Below are 17005 nucleotides of genomic sequence, written 5' to 3' on the forward strand. Positions count from 1 at the left end.
CCCCGACTTGCCGGATCGTCGGTTTGCCGCGCGCGGATCGCCGAAAAAAAATCAAGCAAAACAATGACTTGATTGCTTGCCACCGCGCACCTGCGCGTGGCATGCGCATTGCTCCATGGAACGGCCGTCCGCGCCATCCGACGCCGACGCAGCCCGACACCAGGAGACGAGCAATGAGCATGATGGGTGACCCCGATCCCCTAGAAACCGGCGAGTGGCTGGACGCGCTTGGCGCGGTGCAGCAGCACCGCGGCCCCGAGCGCGCCAATGACCTGTTGAACCGCCTCGTCGACGTGGGCCGGCGCGACGGCCTGTACGTGCCCAAATCCCTCAACACGGCCTACAAGAACACCATTCCGCCAGAGAAGGAAGAAAAAACCACCGGCGACCGCGCCATCGAGCACCGGCTGCGCTCCATCATCCGCTGGAACGCCATGGCCATCATCCTGCGGGCCAACAAGGATTCGAGCGAACTGGGCGGCCACATCGCCAGCTTCCAGTCCGCCGCCACGCTGTACGACATCGGTTTCGGCCACTTCTGGCATGCCGCCACCGACACGCACGGTGGCGACCTGCTGTTCATCCAGGGCCACAGCTCGCCCGGCATCTACGCCCGCGCCTTTCTAGAAGGCCGGCTCAGCGAGCAACAACTGCTGAACTACCGGCAAGAGGCCGACGGCAACGGCATCCCTTCGTACCCGCACCCCTGGCTGATGCCGGACTTCTGGCAGTTCCCCACCGTGTCCATGGGACTGGGCCCGCTGATGGCCATCTACCAGGCGCGCTTCCTGAAGTACCTGCACGGCCGGGGCCTGGCCGACACGGCGCCGCGCAAGGTCTGGGCCTTCATGGGCGACGGCGAGATGGACGAGCCCGAATCGCTGGGCGCGATCTCGCTGGCGGGCCGCGAGAGCCTGGACAACCTGGTCTTCGTCATCAACTGCAACCTGCAGCGCCTGGACGGCCCGGTGCGCGGCAACGGCAAGATCGTGCAGGAGCTGGAGTCCGTGTTCCGCGGCGCCGGCTGGAACGTGATCAAGGTGCTGTGGGGCAGCGGCTGGGACAAGCTGCTCGCCGCTGACAAGAGCGGCAAGCTCTTGCAGCGCATGGAAGAGTGCGTGGACGGCGAGTACCAGGACTTCAAGAGCAAGAGCGGCGCCTACGTGCGCGAGCACTTCTTCGGCAAGTACGAGGAGACCCGCGCACTCGTGGCAGACATGAGCGACGACGAGATCTGGGGCCTCACGCGCGGCGGCCACGACCCCGAGAAGGTGTTCGCCGCCTACGCCGCGGCCGTCAAGCACACGGGCCAGCCCACCCTGATCCTGCCCAAGACCGTCAAGGGCTACGGCATGGGCGAATCGGGCGAAGGCCAGATGATCGCCCACCAGGCCAAGAAGATGACGCAGGACGCGCTGCGCGGCTTCCGCGACCGGTTCCAGATCCCCGTCTCCGACGCGGACCTGCCCAACATGCCCTTCATCAAGCTGCCGGACGACAGCCCGGAGATGCAGTACCTGAAGGCGCGGCGTGCCGCCCTGGGCGGCTACCTGCCCGCGCGCCGGCAGAAGTCCACCGCGCTGGAGATCCCGCCGCTGGCCACCTTCGAGCGCTTGCTCAAGGACACCGGCGAGCGCGAGATCTCCACCACCATGGCCTTCGTGCAGATGCTGGGCACCCTCGTGCGCGACAAGAACATCGGCAAGCACGTGGTGCCCATCGTGCCCGACGAGTCGCGCACCTTCGGCATGGAAGGCATGTTCCGCCAGCTCGGCATCTGGTCCTCGCTCGGCCAGCTCTACAAGCCGCAGGACGCCGACCAGCTCATGTACTACCGCGAGTCCAAGGACGGGCAGGTGCTGCAGGAGGGCATCAACGAGGGCGGCGCCATGTCCAGCTGGATCGTGGCCGCCACCTCGTACAGCACGAACAACGTGCCCATGATCCCGTTCTACATCTACTACTCGATGTTCGGGCTGCAGCGCGTGGGCGACCTGGCCTGGCTGGCCGGCGACATCCGCGCGCGGGGCTTCCTGCTGGGCGGCACGGCCGGCCGCACCACGCTGAACGGCGAAGGCCTGCAGCACGAAGACGGCCACAGCCACATCCTGGCCGGCACGATCCCCAACTGCATCAGCTACGACCCGACCTTCGCGTATGAAGTGGTGGCCATCGTGCGCGACGGCATGCGGCGCATGTACGCCGACCAGGAGGACGTGTACTACTACATCACCCTCATGAACGAAAACTACCCGCACCCCGGCATGCCCGAGGGCAGCGAGGCGGGGATCCTGAAGGGCCTGTACCAGCTCAGCGATGGCGGCAAGGAGAAGAAGAAGGGCCACCGCGTGCAGCTGATGGGCAGCGGCACCATCCTGCGCGAGGTGATGTTCGCGGCCGAGCTGCTCAAGAACGACTTCGGCGTCGCCGCCGACGTGTGGAGCGCCACCAGCTACAACGAGCTGCGCCGCGACGGCATGGCCGCCGAGCGCTGGAGCCGGCTGCACCCCACCGAGCCCGCGCGCAAGAGCTATGTGGAGCAATGCCTGCAAGGCCACGATGGCCCGGTCATCGCCGCCACCGACTACATGCGCAACTACGCCGACCAGGTGCGCGAGTACGTGCAGGCCGCCGGCCGGCGCTACACCGTGCTGGGGACGGACGGCTTCGGCCGCAGCGACTACCGCAAGAAGCTGCGCCGCTTCTTCGAGGTCGACCGCTGGCACGTGGCGGTGGCCGCGCTGAAGGCGCTGGCCGACGACGGGGTGATCAAGCCCGCCGTCGTGGCCGAGGCGATCACGAAGTACGGGCTGGACGCCGAGCGCGCCGCCCCATGGACCGTGTGAGGCACGACGACATGAGCAACACCATCGACATCCAGGTGCCGGACATCGGCGACTTCACCGACATCCCCGTCATCGAGATCTTCGTGAAGGTCGGCGACACCGTGAAGGCCGAAGACCCGCTGATCTCGCTCGAATCCGACAAGGCCACCATGGAAGTGCCTGCGCCGCAGGGCGGCGTGGTCGCGTCCATTGGCGTGAAGCTGGGCGACAAGGTCAGCCAGGGCAGCGTGATCATGACGTTCCAGGCAGAAGGTGCGGCAGCCGCGCCGGCCGAGGCCGCCAAACCCAGCGTGACGGCGCCGCCGTCGGCCACCAGCGCACCCGCGGGTGTGGCCGAGGTGCGCGTGCCCGACATCGGTGACTTCAAGGACATCCCGGTCATCGAGATCTTCGTGAAGGTGGGCGACACGGTGAAGGCCGAACAGCCCATCATCTCGCTGGAGTCCGACAAGGCCACCATGGACGTGCCGGCGCCGCTGTCGGGCGTGGTGCAGTCCATTGCGCTGAAGGTGGGCGACAAGGTGAGCCAGGGCTCGGTGGTGCTGGAGCTGGCGACGGGCGATGCGCCGGCTGCCACTGCTGCTCCCGCACCCGCTGCTGCGCCTGTGGCTGCGGCCCCGACCGCTGCAGCCGCCAGCACCGCCATCGACGAGACCGCATTCGCACTGGCCTACGCCGGCCCGGCCGTGCGCAAGCTGGCGCGTGAACTCTCCGTGAACCTGGGCCACGTGAAGGGAACAGGCGAGCATGGCCGCATCGTGCGCGCAGACGTGGAGGCCTTCGCCAGGGGGGGAGGTGCGGCGGCTGCCCCCGCCGCGGCGAAGCCGGCCTCCGCGCCCGTATCCGGCGGCGGTGGTGGCGGCCTCGACATGCTGCCCTGGCCCAAGGTCGCCTTCGCCAAGTTCGGCCCCGTGGAGCGCAAGGAGCTCTCGCGCATCAAGAAGATCTCGGGCGCCAACCTGCACCGCAACTGGGTCGTCATCCCGCACGTCACCACGCACGACGAGGCCGACATCACCGACCTCGAACAATTCCGCGTGCAGATGAACAAGGAGCTCGAGAAGTCCGGCGTCAAGATCAGCATGCTGCCCTTCATGATGAAGGCGGCCGTCTCGGCGCTCAAGAAGTTCCCCGAGTTCAACGCCAGCCTGGACGGCGACGCACTGGTGCTCAAGAACTACTGGCACATCGGTTTCGCGGCCGACACGCCGAACGGCCTCATGGTGCCGGTGATCCGCGACGTGGACCAGAAGACCGTTCCCGAGATCGCCAAGGAGATGGGCGAGCTGGCCAAGCTGGCGCGCGACGGCAAGTTGAAGCCCGACCAGATGTCGGGCGGCACCTTCACCATCAGCTCGCTGGGCGGCATCGGCGGCATCTACTTCACGCCCATCATCAATGCGCCCGAGGTGGCCATCATGGGCGTGTGCAAGAGCTACTGGAAGCAGCACTCCAGCGATGGCAAGACGTACACGTCACGCCTGACCTTGCCACTGTCCCTGTCCTGGGACCACCGCGTGATCGACGGCGCCGCCGCCGCGCGCTTCAACGTGCATTTCGCCAACGTGCTCGCCGACCTGCGGCGTGTTCTCTTCTGAGGTTCCCCATGGCATTGGTCGAAGTCAAGGTCCCCGACATCGGGGACTTCAAGGATGTGGCCGTCATCGAGCTGCTGGTCCAACCCGGTGAAGTCATCGCGGTGGACACGGGGCTGCTGATGGTGGAGTCGGACAAGGCGTCGATGGAGATTCCGTCCAGCCATGCCGGCACGGTCAAGGAGCTCAAGGTCAAGCTGGGTGACAAGGTCAGCGAGGGCACGGTGGTGCTCGTGGTCGAGACGGCGGGCGCTGCTGCGCCCGCACCCGCGCCGGCCCCGGCGCCTGCTGCGACAGCGCCGGCACCCGGGGCCGCCGCGCCTGCACCCCAGGCCGGCAGCTACGCCGGCAAGGCCGATGTGGAATGCGAAGTGCTCGTCCTGGGCGCCGGTCCCGGCGGCTACTCCGCCGCCTTCCGCAGCGCCGACCTGGGCATGAAGACCGTGCTGGTCGAGCGCTACGCCACCCTGGGCGGCGTCTGCCTGAATGTGGGCTGCATCCCGTCCAAGGCGCTGCTACACACGGCGGCCGTGATGGACGAGGTCAAGAACCTGGGCCACCACGGCATCAAGTACGCGGCGCCGGAGGTCGACATCGACGCGCTGCGCGGCTTCAAGGACGGCGTGATCAAGAAGCTCACCGGCGGCCTGGCCGGCATGGCCAAGGCGCGCAAGGTCGAGGTGGTGACGGGCGTGGGCAGCTTCCTCGACGCGCACCATGTCGAAGTGGTCGCCGAGGGCGGCGCGAAGAAGGTCGTCAAGTTCGCCAAGGCCATCATCGCGGCCGGCTCGCAGGCCGTGAAGCTGCCCTTCATGCCCGAGGACGCGCGCGTGGTCGATTCCACCGGCGCGCTGCTGCTCAAGTCCATCCCCAAACGCATGCTGGTGGTAGGCGGCGGCATCATCGGGCTGGAGATGGCGACCGTCTACTCCACGCTGGGCACGCGCATCGACGTGGTGGAGATGCTGGACGGGCTGATGCAGGGCGCGGACCGCGACCTCGTGAAGGTATGGGAGAAGGTCAACGCGCCGCGCTTCGACCACGTGATGCTCAAGACCAAGACGGTCGGCGCCAAGGCCACGCCCGCCGGCATCGAGGTCAGCTTCGAAGGCGAGAAGGCGCCGAAAGAGCCACAGGTCTACGACCTCGTGCTGGTGGCCGTGGGCCGCAGCCCCAACGGCAAGAAGATCGCGGCGGACAAGGCCGGCGTGGCCGTGACCGACCGCGGCTTCATCAACGTCGACAAGCAGATGCGCACCAACGTGCCGCACATCTTCGCCATCGGCGACGTGGTCGGCCAGCCCATGCTGGCGCACAAGGCCGTGCACGAAGCCCACGTGGCGGCCGAGGCCGCGCACGGCGCGCCGGCTTTCTTCGATGCGCGGCAGATCCCGTCCGTCGCCTACACCGATCCCGAGGTCGCCTGGGCCGGCAAGACCGAGGAGCAGTGCAAGGCCGAGGGCCTCCAGGTCGGCAAGGCGGTGTTCCCCTGGGCCGCCTCGGGCCGGGCCATTGCCAACGGCCGCGACGAGGGCTTCACCAAGCTGCTGTTCGACGAGGCCACGCACCGCATCGTGGGCGGCGGCATCGTGGGCACGCACGCGGGCGATTTGATCAGCGAGGTGTGCCTGGCCATCGAGATGGGCTGCGAGCCCGGCGACATCGGCAAGACCATCCACCCGCACCCCACGCTGGGCGAATCCATCGGCATGGCGGCCGAGGTGTTCGAAGGCCACTGCACCGACCTGCCGCCGCAGAAGAAGAAATAGGCCCCCACGCCATGCCGGTGGAACTTGCTTTCGAATCCCTGGGCGCGGGCCCGCCCGTGGTGATCCTGCACGGCCTGTTCGGCGCGGGGCGCAACTGGACGCAGCTGGCGCAGGCGCTGGCCGCGCACTACCGCGTCATCCTGCCCGACGCGCGCAACCACGGCGCCTCGCCCTGGGCCGAGAGCATGTCCTACCCCGAGATGGCGGGCGACGTCGCGGCGCTGATCGAACGCGAGGGGCTGCAGCAGCCTGTGGTGGTCGGCCACAGCATGGGCGGCAAGACCGCCATGGCCCTCGCGCTGGCGCAGCCACAGGCCATCGGCGCGCTGGCCGTCATCGACATCGCGCCGCAGGCCTACGCCGACCAGTTCAGCAGCTATGTGGCCGCGATGCGCAGCCTCGATGTCGCCGCCGCCACCAGCCGGCGCGAGCTGCAGCAGGCGCTGGCCACGCGGCTGGGGCCGAACGCGCCGGTGGACTTCCTGCTGCAGAACCTGCGCCGCCACGGCGAGCGCTTCGACTGGCGCATCAACCTCATGGCCACGAGCATGTGCATGGGGACGCTGTGCGGTTTTCCCGATGCGCTGGCGACGCGCCGCTACGACGGCCCGGCGCTGTTCGTGCACGGCGCCGATTCCGACTACGTGCCGCCCGCCGCGGTGCCGCGCATCCGGGCGCTGTTCCCGCGGGCCAGGCTGCTCTCCATCCCCGACGCCGGTCACTGGGTGCATGCCGACCAGCCCGCCGCGCTGCTGCGCGCGCTGCAGGACTGGCTGGCCGGCGCGCACTGACCTTCCCGAACCACAACAACAGGAACCTCCATGTCCGACGAATCCCTGCCCTCCCTTCGCGACGCCGCACTCGACTACCACCGCTACCCCACGCCGGGCAAGATCTCGGTCAACCCGACCAAGCCCATGGCCACGCAGCGCGACCTGGCGCTGGCCTACTCGCCCGGCGTGGCCGACGCCTGCATGGAGATCGTGCGCGACCCGGCCGAGGCCATGAACCTCACCTCGCGCGCCAACCTGGTGGCCGTGATCACCAACGGCACGGCGGTGCTGGGCCTCGGAAACATCGGCCCGCTGGCCGGCAAGCCGGTCATGGAAGGCAAGGGCTGCCTGTTCAAGAAGTTCGCCGGCATCGACGTGTTCGACATCGAGCTGGCCGAGAACGACCCCGACGCGCTGATCGACACCATCGCGCGCATGGAGCCCACCTTCGGCGGCATCAACCTGGAAGACATCAAGGCGCCCGAGTGCTTCTACATCGAGAAGAAGCTGCGCGAGCGCATGAAGATCCCGGTGTTCCACGACGACCAGCACGGCACGGCCATCGTGGCGGCGGCCGCCATCCTCAATGCGCTGCGCCACGTGAAGAAGGACCTGGCCGACGTCAAGCTGGTGGCCTCGGGCGCTGGTGCCGCGGCGCTCGCCTGCCTGGACCTGATCGTGAGCCTGGGCCTGCCGATGCGCAACATCTTCGTGTCCGACAGCCTGGGCGTGGTGTACGCGGGCCGCAAGGAGCAGATGGACCCGAACAAGGAGCGCTACGCGCAGGACACCTCGGCCCGCAAGCTGGCCGACATCATCGGCGGCGCCGACATCTTCCTGGGCCTGTCGGCCGGCGGCGTGCTCAAGCCCGAGATGGTCAAGGCGATGGCGCGCGACCCCATCATCCTGGCGATGGCGAACCCCACGCCCGAGATCCTGCCGGAGGACGCGCTGGCCGTGCGGCCCGACGCGATCCTGGGCACGGGCCGTTCGGACTATCCGAACCAGGTCAACAACGTCCTCTGTTTCCCCTTCATCTTCCGCGGCGCGCTGGACGTGGGCGCCACCACGATCAACGAGGAGATGAAGCTGGCCGCCGTGCGCGCCATTGCCGACCTCACGCACGCCGAGATCCCCGAGGTCGTGGCCCAGGCCTACGGCGCCGTGGGCCTGCGCTTCGGCCGCGACTACCTGATCCCCAAGCCCTTCGACCCGCGCCTGATCGAAGCCGTGGCGCCCGCCGTGGCCCAGGCCGCGATGGACAGCGGCGTGGCCTCGCGGCCGATTGCCGACATGCGCGCCTACCGCCAGCGGCTGAGCCAGTTCGTCTACCAGTCCGGCAGCAGCATGCAGCCGCTGTTCGCCGCCGCCAAGAACGCGCCCAAGCGCGTGGTGTACGCCGAGGGCGAGGACGAGCGCGTGCTGCGCGCCGCGCAGGTGGTGGTGGACGAGGCCCTGGCCCGCCCGCTGCTGCTGGGCCGGCCCGACGTGATCGCCGAGCGCATCGCGCAGTTCGGTCTGCGGCTCACGCTGGGCACCGATTGCGAAGCCATCGACCCGCAGGACCAGGGCGTGCACGGCGAGGCGGCCGTGGCGTACTACGCGCTCAAGCGGCGCGAAGGCATCTCGCGCGAGGTGGCCCAGGCCTACATGCGCAGCCGCAGCACGCTGCTCGCCGCGATGCTGGTGCGTCAGGGCAAGGCCGACGCCATGCTGTGCGGCACGCTGGGCGGCTACGGCGAACACCTGCGCCATGTGCGCGACGTGATCGGCCTGCGCCCCGGCAGCAAGACCATGGCCGCCATGCAGATGCTGATGCTGCCGGGCCGCCAGCTGTTCATCTGCGACACGCACGTGAACCGCGACCCCGACGCCGCCCAGGTCGCCGAGATCGCGCTGATGGCGGCCGAGGCGGTCCGGCGTTTCGGCGTCACGCCCAGCGTGGCGCTGCTGTCGCACTCGAACTTCGGCGGCTCGGATGCACCCGCGGCCCTCAAGATGCGCGAGGCGCTGGCACTGATCCAGGCGGCTGACCCGACCCTGGCCGTGGAGGGCGAGATGCGCGGCGACGCGGCGCTGTCCAAGCCCATCCTGGACCGCGAGTTTCCCGATTCCGCGCTGGTGACCGAGGCCAACGTTCTGGTCATGCCCAACGTGGACGCGGCCAACATCTCCTACAACCTGCTGCGCATCGCGGCCGGCGGCGGCATCACCGTGGGCGGCATCCTGCTGGGGGCGGACCGCGCGGTCCACATCCTCACGCCGTCTTCCACCGTGCGCCGCATCGTCAACATGACCGCGCTGGCCGTCGTCGACGCGAACGCGCAGCGCCCCGGCGCCTGAACAACACCAATGGAGACACCCGTGGACCACCAACCCGTACCGCAACCCTTCTACAAGAGCCTGTACTTCCAGGTCATCACGGCCATCGTGATCGGCGTGCTGCTGGGCCACTTCTGGCCCGAGACCGGCGCCGCCATGAAGCCGCTGGGCGACGGCTTCATCAAGCTGATCAAGATGATCATCGCGCCCATCATCTTCTGCACGGTGGTGGTCGGCATCGCGGTCGGCAAGACCGGCGGGCTGGCGCTGCTGTATTTTGAGATCGTCAGTTCCATCGCGCTGGTGGTCGGGCTGGTGATCATCAACATCGTCAAGCCCGGCGCGGGCATGAACGTGGACGTGAGCCAGCTCGACGCCAACTCGGTCGCGGCCTACACCAAGCCCGGCCAGATGCAGGGCACGGTGGACTTCATCCTGCACGTGATCCCCAACACCGTGGTGGACGCCTTCGCCAAGGGCGAGATCCTGCAGGTGCTGCTGTTCGCCGTGATGTTCGGCTTCGCGCTGCACAAGTTCGGCGGGCGCGGCACGCTGGTGTTCGACTTCATCGAAAAGTTCTCGCACGTGCTGTTCGTGATCGTGGGCTACATCATGAAGGTCGCGCCCATCGGCGCCTTCGGTGCCATGGCCTTCACCATCGGCAAGTACGGCGTCAGCTCGCTGCTGCAGCTGGGGCAGCTGATGGCCACGTTCTATGCCACCTGCCTGCTGTTCATCTTCGTGGTGCTGGGCGGCATCGCGCGCTTCCACGGCTTCTCGATCTGGAAGTTCATCAAGTACATCAAGGAAGAACTGCTGATCGTGCTGGGCACCTCGTCCAGCGAATCGGTGCTGCCGCGCATGATGGCCAAGCTGGAGAACCTGGGCGCCCGCAAGTCGGTGGTCGGCCTGGTGGTGCCCACGGGCTATTCGTTCAACCTGGACGGCACCAGCATCTACCTGACCATGGCCGCGGTGTTCATCGCCCAGGCCACCAACACGCCGCTGGACATCACGCACCAGATCACGCTGCTGCTGACCATGGCCGCGGTGTTCATCGCCCAGGCCACCAACACGCCGCTGGACATCACGCACCAGATCACGCTGCTGCTGGTGCTGCTGCTGACGTCCAAGGGCGCCGCCGGCGTCACGGGCTCGGGCTTCATCGTGCTGGCGGCCACGCTGTCGGCCGTGGGCCATGTGCCGGTGGCCGGCCTCGCGCTGATCCTGGGCATCGACCGCTTCATGTCCGAAGCCCGCGCGCTGACCAACCTGATCGGCAACGGCGTGGCCACCGTGGTGGTGGCCAAGTGGACCAACGACCTGGACACGGAGCGCATGACGCGCATCCTGAACAACGAGACGCCGGACCTGGCCGACGCGCCCGAGGCCGTGCTCGACAAGGTGGAGCACCACATGCCGGCAGCCCCGGCACGCTGAGTTCACAGCTGCCGCCATGAGCAACCCCAAGGACAAGCACCGCATCGTCATCGTCGGCGGCGGTGCCGGTGGCCTGGAACTGGCCACGCGGCTGGGCGACCAGCTCGGCAAGCGTGGCCGGGCCGAGGTCGTCCTCATCGACAAGAACCGCACCCATGTGTGGAAACCCAAGCTGCACGAGATCGCCTCGGGCAGCATGGACATGGGCGCGCACGAGGTGGACTACCTGGCCCAGGCGCACTGGCACCACTTCCGGTTCCGTCTGGGCGAACTGACCGGCATCGACCGCGACAAGCGCGAGGTGCAGGTCGCGCCCTACCTGGACGACGAAGGCCGGTTGGTCACGCCCGCGCGCAGCTTCGGCTACGACACGCTGGTGCTGGCCATCGGCAGCCTGTCCAACGACTTCGGCACGCCGGGTGTGCGCGAGCATGCGATGCGGCTCGAATCCAAGGCCGACGCCCAGCGCTTCCATGCGCGCATGGTCAACGCCTGCATCCGCGCCCATGCACAGGCCACGCCGCTGGGCCCCGAGCAGCTGCACGTGGCCATCATCGGCGCCGGCGCCACCGGCGTGGAGCTGGCGGCCGAACTGCACCGCACGACGCGCGAGGTGGTGGCCTACGGGCTGGACCGCGTGGACGCCGAGAAGGACATCCAGGTCAGCGTGATCGAGGCGGCCGACCGCGTGCTGCCCGCCCTGCCCGCCCGCATCTCGGCCGCCACCGAGAAGCTGCTGCGCGAACTGGGCGTGGACGTGCACACCGGCGCGAAGGTGGCGGCGGTGGAGCCGAACGGCGTGCGCCTGGCCGACGGCCGGGTGCTGCCGGCGGAGCTCGTCGTGTGGGCCGCCGGCGTGAAGGCGGCCGACTTCCTGCAGGGCATCGCCGGCCTGGAGACCAACCGCAGCAACCAGCTGGCCGTGCTGCCCACGCTGCAGACCACGCGCGACGAGAACGTGTTCGCCATCGGCGACTGCGCCCAATGCGCCTGGCCCGAGGCCAACGGCGGCCAGGGCGGCTTCGTTCCGCCGCGTGCGCAGGCCGCGCACCAGCAGGCATCGCACATGGCGGCGCAGGTCAGGCGGCGCATGGCCGGCCAGCCGCTCCAGCCCTACCGCTACCGCGACTTCGGCTCGCTGGTCTCGCTGGGCGAGTTCAGCACCGTGGGCAACATGATGGGCGGCCTCATCGGCGGCAGCCTCATGGTGGAAGGCTGGTTCGCCCGCGTCATGTACGTCTCGCTCTACAAGATGCACGAGCTGGCTCTGCATGGCGCCACCAAGGTGGCGCTGGACACGCTGGCCCGCCTCATCACACGGCGCACCGAGCCGCACGTCAAGCTGCACTGAAACCCACCCCATGACCGACCCCAAGAATCCCCTCGCCACCCCACCGTGGTGGAATGCCGCGCCCGCGGCCCAGGCCTGGCAGCAGGGCCTGGAGCAGATGCAGGCCTTCTGGTCCGCCAGCCTGGCGCCTTCGGCCGCAAGCGCACCGGCCCCGCCCGCGGCAGACCGCCGTTTCGCCGCCGGGCCCTGGCAGCGCGACCCGCGCTTCGCCCAGCTGTCGCAGGGCTACCTGCAGTTCTCAGCCCTGATGCGCAACGCGCTGCAGGCCGCGCCGCTGGACGCGCGCAGCAAGGGCCAGTGGGACTTCGCGCTGCGCCAGGTGCTGGACGCCATGAGCCCGGCCAACTGCCTGGCCACCAACCCCGAAGCATGGCAGGCCGCGCTGGACAGCGGCGGCGCCAGCCTGGTCGAGGGCGCGCGCCTGCTGATGGCCGACATCGCCAAGGGCCGCGTCTCCATGTCCGACGACCAGGCCTTCGCCGTGGGCGAGAACGTGGCCACCAGCCCGGGCAGCGTCGTGTTCGAGAACGAGCTCATGCAGCTCGTGCAGTACGCGCCGACAACCACCAAGGTGCACAGGCGCCCGCTCGTGATCGTGCCACCCTGCATCAACAAGTTCTACATCCTCGACCTGCAGCCGGACAACTCGCTCGTGGCCTACGCCGTGGCGCAGGGGCACACGGTGTTCCTCGTGTCCTGGCGCAACGTGGGGGCCGAACAGGGCGGCCTGCAGTGGGACGACTATGTGGCGCAAGGCGTGCTGCAGGCCATTGCCGTGGCGCAGGCCATCAGCGGCGCCGACCGGGTGAACACGCTGGGTTTTTGCATCGGCGGCACGCTGCTGGCCAGCGCGCTGGCCGTGGCCGCCGCGCGCGGCGAGCAGCCGGCCGCCAGCCTCACGCTGCTGACGACCATGCTCGACTTCTCCGACACCGGCGAGCTGGGGCTGATGGTGGACGAGGCCACGGTGGCCCAGCGCGAGGCCAGCATCGGCCGCGGCGGCCTCATGAAGGGCCGCGAGCTGGCCACCGTGTTCGCCGCGCTGCGCGCCAACGACCTGATCTGGCCCTACGTGGTGAACGGCTACCTCAAGGGCAAGGCACCGCCGGCCTTCGACCTGCTGTACTGGAACGGCGACGACACCAACCTGCCCGGCCCCATGTACTGCTGGTACCTGCGCAACACGTATCTTGAGAACAAGCTGCGCGAGCCCGGCGGCACGGTGCAGTGCGGCGTGCCGGTCGACCTGTCGGCCATCGCCGCGCCGGCCTTCGTCTACGCCTCGCGCGAGGACCACATCGTGCCCTGGCAGACCGCCTACACCGGCACGCAGCTGCTGGGCGGCGACGTGCGGTTCGTGCTGGGTGCCAGCGGCCACATCGCCGGCGTGATCAACCCGCCCGAGAAGAAGAAACGCAACCACTGGACCGGCGCGCTGGCCGCCGACGCCGGCGCCTGGCTGGACCAGGCCGAGAGCCAGGACGGCAGCTGGTGGCCGGCCTGGAGCACTTGGCTGGCCACGCATGCCGGCCCCCAGGTGGCGGCGCGCCGCACGCCGGGCAATGCCAGCCATCCCGCCATCGAACCCGCCCCCGGGCGCTATGTCAAGACCAAGGCCGCCTGAGGCCACCGCTTCCGTTTTTCATCCGCAACCCCAAGGAGACTCTCCCATGTCAGAAGACATCGTCATCGTCGCAGCCACCCGCACCGCCGTCGGCAAGTTCGGCGGCAGCCTGGCCAAGATCGCCGCGCCCGAGCTGGGCGCCACCGTCGTGNGAAGACATCGTCATCGTCGCAGCCACCCGCACCGCCGTCGGCAAGTTCGGCGGCAGCCTGGCCAAGATCGCCGCGCCCGAGCTGGGCGCCACCGTCGTGCGCGAACTGCTCGCGCGCGCAAAGCTCGAGACCGGCCAGGTCGGCGAAGTCATCCTGGGCCAGGTGCTGGCCGCCGGCGCGGGCCAGAACCCGGCGCGCCAGACCGTCGTCAAGAGCGGCCTGGACAAGTCCACGCCCGGCCTGACCATCAACGCCGTCTGCGGCTCGGGCCTGAAGGCCGTGATGCTGGCCGCCCAGGCCGTGGCCTGGGGCGACAGCGACATCGTGATCGCCGGCGGCCAGGAGAACATGAGCGCCGCCCCGCACGTGCTGCTGGGCTCGCGCGACGGCCAGCGCATGGGCGACTGGAAGATGACCGACACCATGATCACCGACGGCCTGTGGGACGTGTACAACCAGTACCACATGGGCATCACCGCCGAGAACGTGGCCAAGCAGTACAGCATCAGCCGCGAGGCGCAGGACGCCTTCGCGCTGGCCAGCCAGCAAAAGGCCGCGGCCGCCCAGGAAGCCGGCAAGTTCAAGGACGAGATCGTGCCCGTCACGATCCCGCAGAAGAAGGGCGACCCGGTGGTGTTCGCCGCCGACGAGTTCATCAACAAGAAGACCACGGCCGAAGCCCTGGCCGGCCTGCGCCCGGCCTTCGACAAGGCCGGCGGCGTGACGGCCGGCAACGCCTCGGGCATCAACGACGGCGCCGCCGGCGTGGTCGTCATGACGGCCAAGAAGGCCGCAGCGCTGGGCCTGACCCCGCAGGCCTGCGCCGTCAACAACGAGATGGGCTGGGACACCAGCAAGATCAACGTGAACGGCGGGGCGATCGCCATCGGCCACCCGATCGGTGCGTCCGGTTGCCGCATCCTGGTCACGCTGCTGCACGAGATGGGCCGGCGCAACGCCAAGAAGGGCATCGCCTCGCTGTGCATCGGCGGCGGCATGGGCGTGGCGCTGACCATCGAGCGCTGACCGGCCGCGCTGCACCATGGAGGACGGGCCTGCGGGCCCGTTTCTGCTTTCAGGGCTGCTGCGGCAGCGCGCGCAGCTTGTCGGGGTTGCGCACGGCGTAGATCTGCAGGATCTTCTCGCCGTCCGTCACGAAGGCCTGGGCCGATTCCAGCCGGCCTTCGACATAGCGCAGCAGCCCGGGTTCGCCGTTGACGGTGGCGATGCGGTAGACGACCGCATCCGGCGCGCGCCGGAAGGTCGCGAAGAACAGGTTGGCGATGCGGAACGCGCCCTGCAGCACCTTGCCGAAGGACGGCACCTTGCCACCACCGTCGCCGATCAGCTCGGCGTTCTCGGCCAGCAGCGCCTGCAGCGCGTCGCGCGCACCGCTGCGCGCGGCCACGACGAAGCGCTGCAGCACGCGCAGGTGCGCCTCGCGCGGCACGGCAAAGCGCGGCTGCTCGCGCTGCACGCGTTCGCTGGCACGGTGCACGAGCTGGCGGCAGGCGGCCTCGCTCTTGTCCAGCAGGGCGGCGATGTCGGCATAGTCCTGGTCGAACATCTCGCGCAGCAGGTAGGCCGCGCGTTCCTCGGGCGCCAGGCGTTCCAGCACCCACATCATCGCCACCGAGAGCTCGCCGGCCTGCTCGGCGGCGGCCTCTGGCGTGCGCTCGTCCAGTTCGACCAGCGGCTCGGGCAGCCAGAAGCCCGCATAGGCCTCGCGCTCGGCCTTGGCCGCACGCAGCCGGTCGAGCGCGAGCCGCGTGACGGTCGTGACCAGCCAGGCCTCGGCCGACTGCACGGCCGCGCGGTCGCTGCCGTGCCAGCGCAGCCAGGCGTCCTGTACCGTGTCTTCGGCATCGGCGCGCGTGCCGAGCATGCGGTAGGCGATGGAGAACAGCTTGGGGCGCGCGGCTGCAAAAGGGTCGTTCGGTGGCGCCTGCATCACTCCTCGTCGCGGTGGGTTTCCGCGATGGTACGGAAGTCCTCGGCCACGGCCAGGAAGGCATCGACCACGTCCGGGTCGAAGTGCTTGCCGCGCCCNTCACTCCTCGTCGCGGTGGGTTTCCGCGATGGTACGGAAGTCCTCGGCCACGGCCAGGAAGGCATCGACCACGTCCGGGTCGAAGTGCTTGCCGCGCCCCTCCACCACGATGCGCACCGCCTGCTCGTGCGGGAACGCCGGCTTGTACACCCGCTTGCTGATCAGCGCGTCGTACACGTCGGCCAGCGCCATCAGCCGCGCCGACACGGGAATGGCATCGCCGGCCAGCGCCTGCGGGTAGCCCGAGCCGTCCCACTTCTCCTGGTGGCTCAGCGCGATCTCCTTGGCCAGCGACAGGAAGTCCACCTTCATGCCCAGGCGCTGCTCGGCCTCCGCGATGGCCGCATGCCCCAGCGTGGTGTGGCTCTTCATGGTCTCGAACTCCTCGGGCGTGAGCCGCCCGGGCTTGAGCAGGATGTTGTCCGGGATGCCCACCTTGCCGATGTCGTGCAGCGGCGCGGACTTGTACAGCAGCTCGATGGTGCGCTCGCTCAGGAAGCCGGCAAAGCGCGCATGCGCCTTGAGCTGCTCGGCCAGGCGGCGCACGTACAGCTGGGTGCGCCGGATGTGCGCGCCGGTCTCGTTGTCGCGCGTCTCCGCCAGCGAGGCCATGGCCATGATGGTCACGTCCTGGATGGCCTGCACCTCGGCCGTGCGCTTGGCCACCTCCTGCTCCAGGTAGGCGCTCTTGTCGCGCAGGAAGTCCGCATGGGCCTTCAGCGTGAGGTGCGCCTGCACGCGCGCCAGCACGATGGGCGGGCTGATGGGCTTGGTGATGTAGTCGGCCGCGCCCAGCTCCAGCCCGCGCGTCTCGTCCTCCACCTCCGAGCGCGCGGTCAGGAAGATCACCGGGATGTCGCGCGTGCGCGGCTCGGCCTTGAGCCGCGCGCAGACCTCGTAGCCGTCGATGTCCGGCATCATGATGTCCAGCAGGATCAGGTCCGGSGGCGGCTCGGCGTTGGCGATGCGCAGGCCGCGCTCGCCGTGGTTGGCCACCTTGACCTTGTACAGGTCCTTGAGCAGCGCGCTCATCAGCGACAGGTTGTCCGGCGTGTCGTCCACGACCAGCACGGTGGGCTTGGC

Annotated in this window: 10 protein-coding genes and 1 pseudogene; 9 read left to right on the forward strand and 2 right to left on the reverse strand. The window is 69.0% G+C overall.

Translation table 11 applies throughout. The features are described 5' to 3' along the window. Positions 1–173: 173 nt before the first annotated feature. The 9 genes and pseudogenes from aceE to ASF44_RS20690 form a co-directional block, all read left to right on the forward strand. Positions 174–2846 carry a pyruvate dehydrogenase (acetyl-transferring), homodimeric type gene (gene aceE, locus ASF44_RS20650; RefSeq protein ID WP_056901110.1) on the forward strand — a complete coding sequence of 891 codons (2673 nt, stop codon included), beginning with the start codon at positions 174–176 and terminating at the stop codon, positions 2844–2846. 11 nt (positions 2847–2857) lie between these two features. After that, positions 2858–4444, forward strand: coding sequence for a dihydrolipoyllysine-residue acetyltransferase (gene aceF / locus ASF44_RS20655; protein ID WP_056901111.1), 1587 nt, complete (start codon positions 2858–2860; stop codon positions 4442–4444). An 8-nt stretch (positions 4445–4452) separates the two neighbouring features. After that, entirely contained in the window at positions 4453–6210 is a 1758-nt protein-coding gene (lpdA, locus tag ASF44_RS20660) for a dihydrolipoyl dehydrogenase (protein WP_056901112.1), read from the forward strand. Positions 6211–6221: 11 nt separating this feature from the next. Continuing rightward, positions 6222–7001: an alpha/beta fold hydrolase gene (locus ASF44_RS20665; protein ID WP_056901113.1), complete on the forward strand. Its 780-nt coding sequence runs from the start codon at positions 6222–6224 to the stop codon at positions 6999–7001. A 30-nt stretch (positions 7002–7031) separates the two neighbouring features. Next, positions 7032–9326: an NADP-dependent malic enzyme gene (locus ASF44_RS20670; protein WP_056901114.1), complete on the forward strand. Its 2295-nt coding sequence runs from the start codon at positions 7032–7034 to the stop codon at positions 9324–9326. A gap of 9 nt (positions 9327–9335) precedes the next feature. After that, complete coding sequence (locus ASF44_RS20675) at positions 9336–10745, forward strand: dicarboxylate/amino acid:cation symporter (RefSeq protein WP_056901115.1); 1410 nt, start codon at positions 9336–9338, stop codon at positions 10743–10745. A gap of 16 nt (positions 10746–10761) precedes the next feature. Further along, positions 10762–12096, forward strand: coding sequence for an NAD(P)/FAD-dependent oxidoreductase (locus ASF44_RS20680; RefSeq protein ID WP_056901116.1), 1335 nt, complete (start codon positions 10762–10764; stop codon positions 12094–12096). Positions 12097–12106: 10 nt separating this feature from the next. Continuing rightward, the gene (locus ASF44_RS20685) at positions 12107–13720 is read left to right on the forward strand and encodes an alpha/beta hydrolase (RefSeq protein WP_056901117.1); all 1614 of its coding nucleotides are present in this window, start codon (positions 12107–12109) and stop codon (positions 13718–13720) included. Positions 13721–13872: 152 nt separating this feature from the next. After that, positions 13873–14898, forward strand: a pseudogene (locus tag ASF44_RS20690) (acetyl-CoA C-acetyltransferase); the annotation flags it as partial. A 49-nt stretch (positions 14899–14947) separates the two neighbouring features. Here ASF44_RS20690 and ASF44_RS20695 read toward each other — a convergent pair. Then, positions 14948–15823 (reverse strand): RNA polymerase sigma-70 factor, encoded by an 876-nt coding sequence (locus tag ASF44_RS20695; RefSeq protein WP_056901118.1) that lies wholly within the window; start codon positions 15821–15823, stop codon positions 14948–14950. Between the two features lie 99 nt (positions 15824–15922). Beyond that, entirely contained in the window at positions 15923–16993 is a 1071-nt protein-coding gene (locus ASF44_RS20700; RefSeq protein ID WP_369820945.1) for an HD-GYP domain-containing protein, read from the reverse strand. Between the last annotated feature and the right edge of the window lie 12 nt (positions 16994–17005).

Source organism: Pseudorhodoferax sp. Leaf274, assembly GCF_001422445.1.
GTDB lineage: Bacteria > Pseudomonadota > Gammaproteobacteria > Burkholderiales > Burkholderiaceae_C > Pseudorhodoferax.

Excerpts from the sequence above, each read along its gene's own strand:
- ASF44_RS20685 (WP_056901117.1), top strand. The coding sequence starts at position 12,107 with ATGACCGACCCCAAGAATCCCCTCGCCACCCCACCGTGGTGGAATGCC.
- ASF44_RS20695 (WP_056901118.1), bottom strand. The coding sequence starts at position 15,823 with ATGCAGGCGCCACCGAACGACCCTTTTGCAGCCGCGCGCCCCAAGCTG.
- aceF (WP_056901111.1), top strand. The coding sequence starts at position 2,858 with ATGAGCAACACCATCGACATCCAGGTGCCGGACATCGGCGACTTCACC.
- ASF44_RS20670 (WP_056901114.1), top strand. The coding sequence starts at position 7,032 with ATGTCCGACGAATCCCTGCCCTCCCTTCGCGACGCCGCACTCGACTAC.
- lpdA (WP_056901112.1), top strand. The coding sequence starts at position 4,453 with ATGGCATTGGTCGAAGTCAAGGTCCCCGACATCGGGGACTTCAAGGAT.
- aceE (WP_056901110.1), top strand. The coding sequence starts at position 174 with ATGAGCATGATGGGTGACCCCGATCCCCTAGAAACCGGCGAGTGGCTG.
- ASF44_RS20665 (WP_056901113.1), top strand. The coding sequence starts at position 6,222 with ATGCCGGTGGAACTTGCTTTCGAATCCCTGGGCGCGGGCCCGCCCGTG.
- ASF44_RS20680 (WP_056901116.1), top strand. The coding sequence starts at position 10,762 with ATGAGCAACCCCAAGGACAAGCACCGCATCGTCATCGTCGGCGGCGGT.
- ASF44_RS20675 (WP_056901115.1), top strand. The coding sequence starts at position 9,336 with ATGGAGACACCCGTGGACCACCAACCCGTACCGCAACCCTTCTACAAG.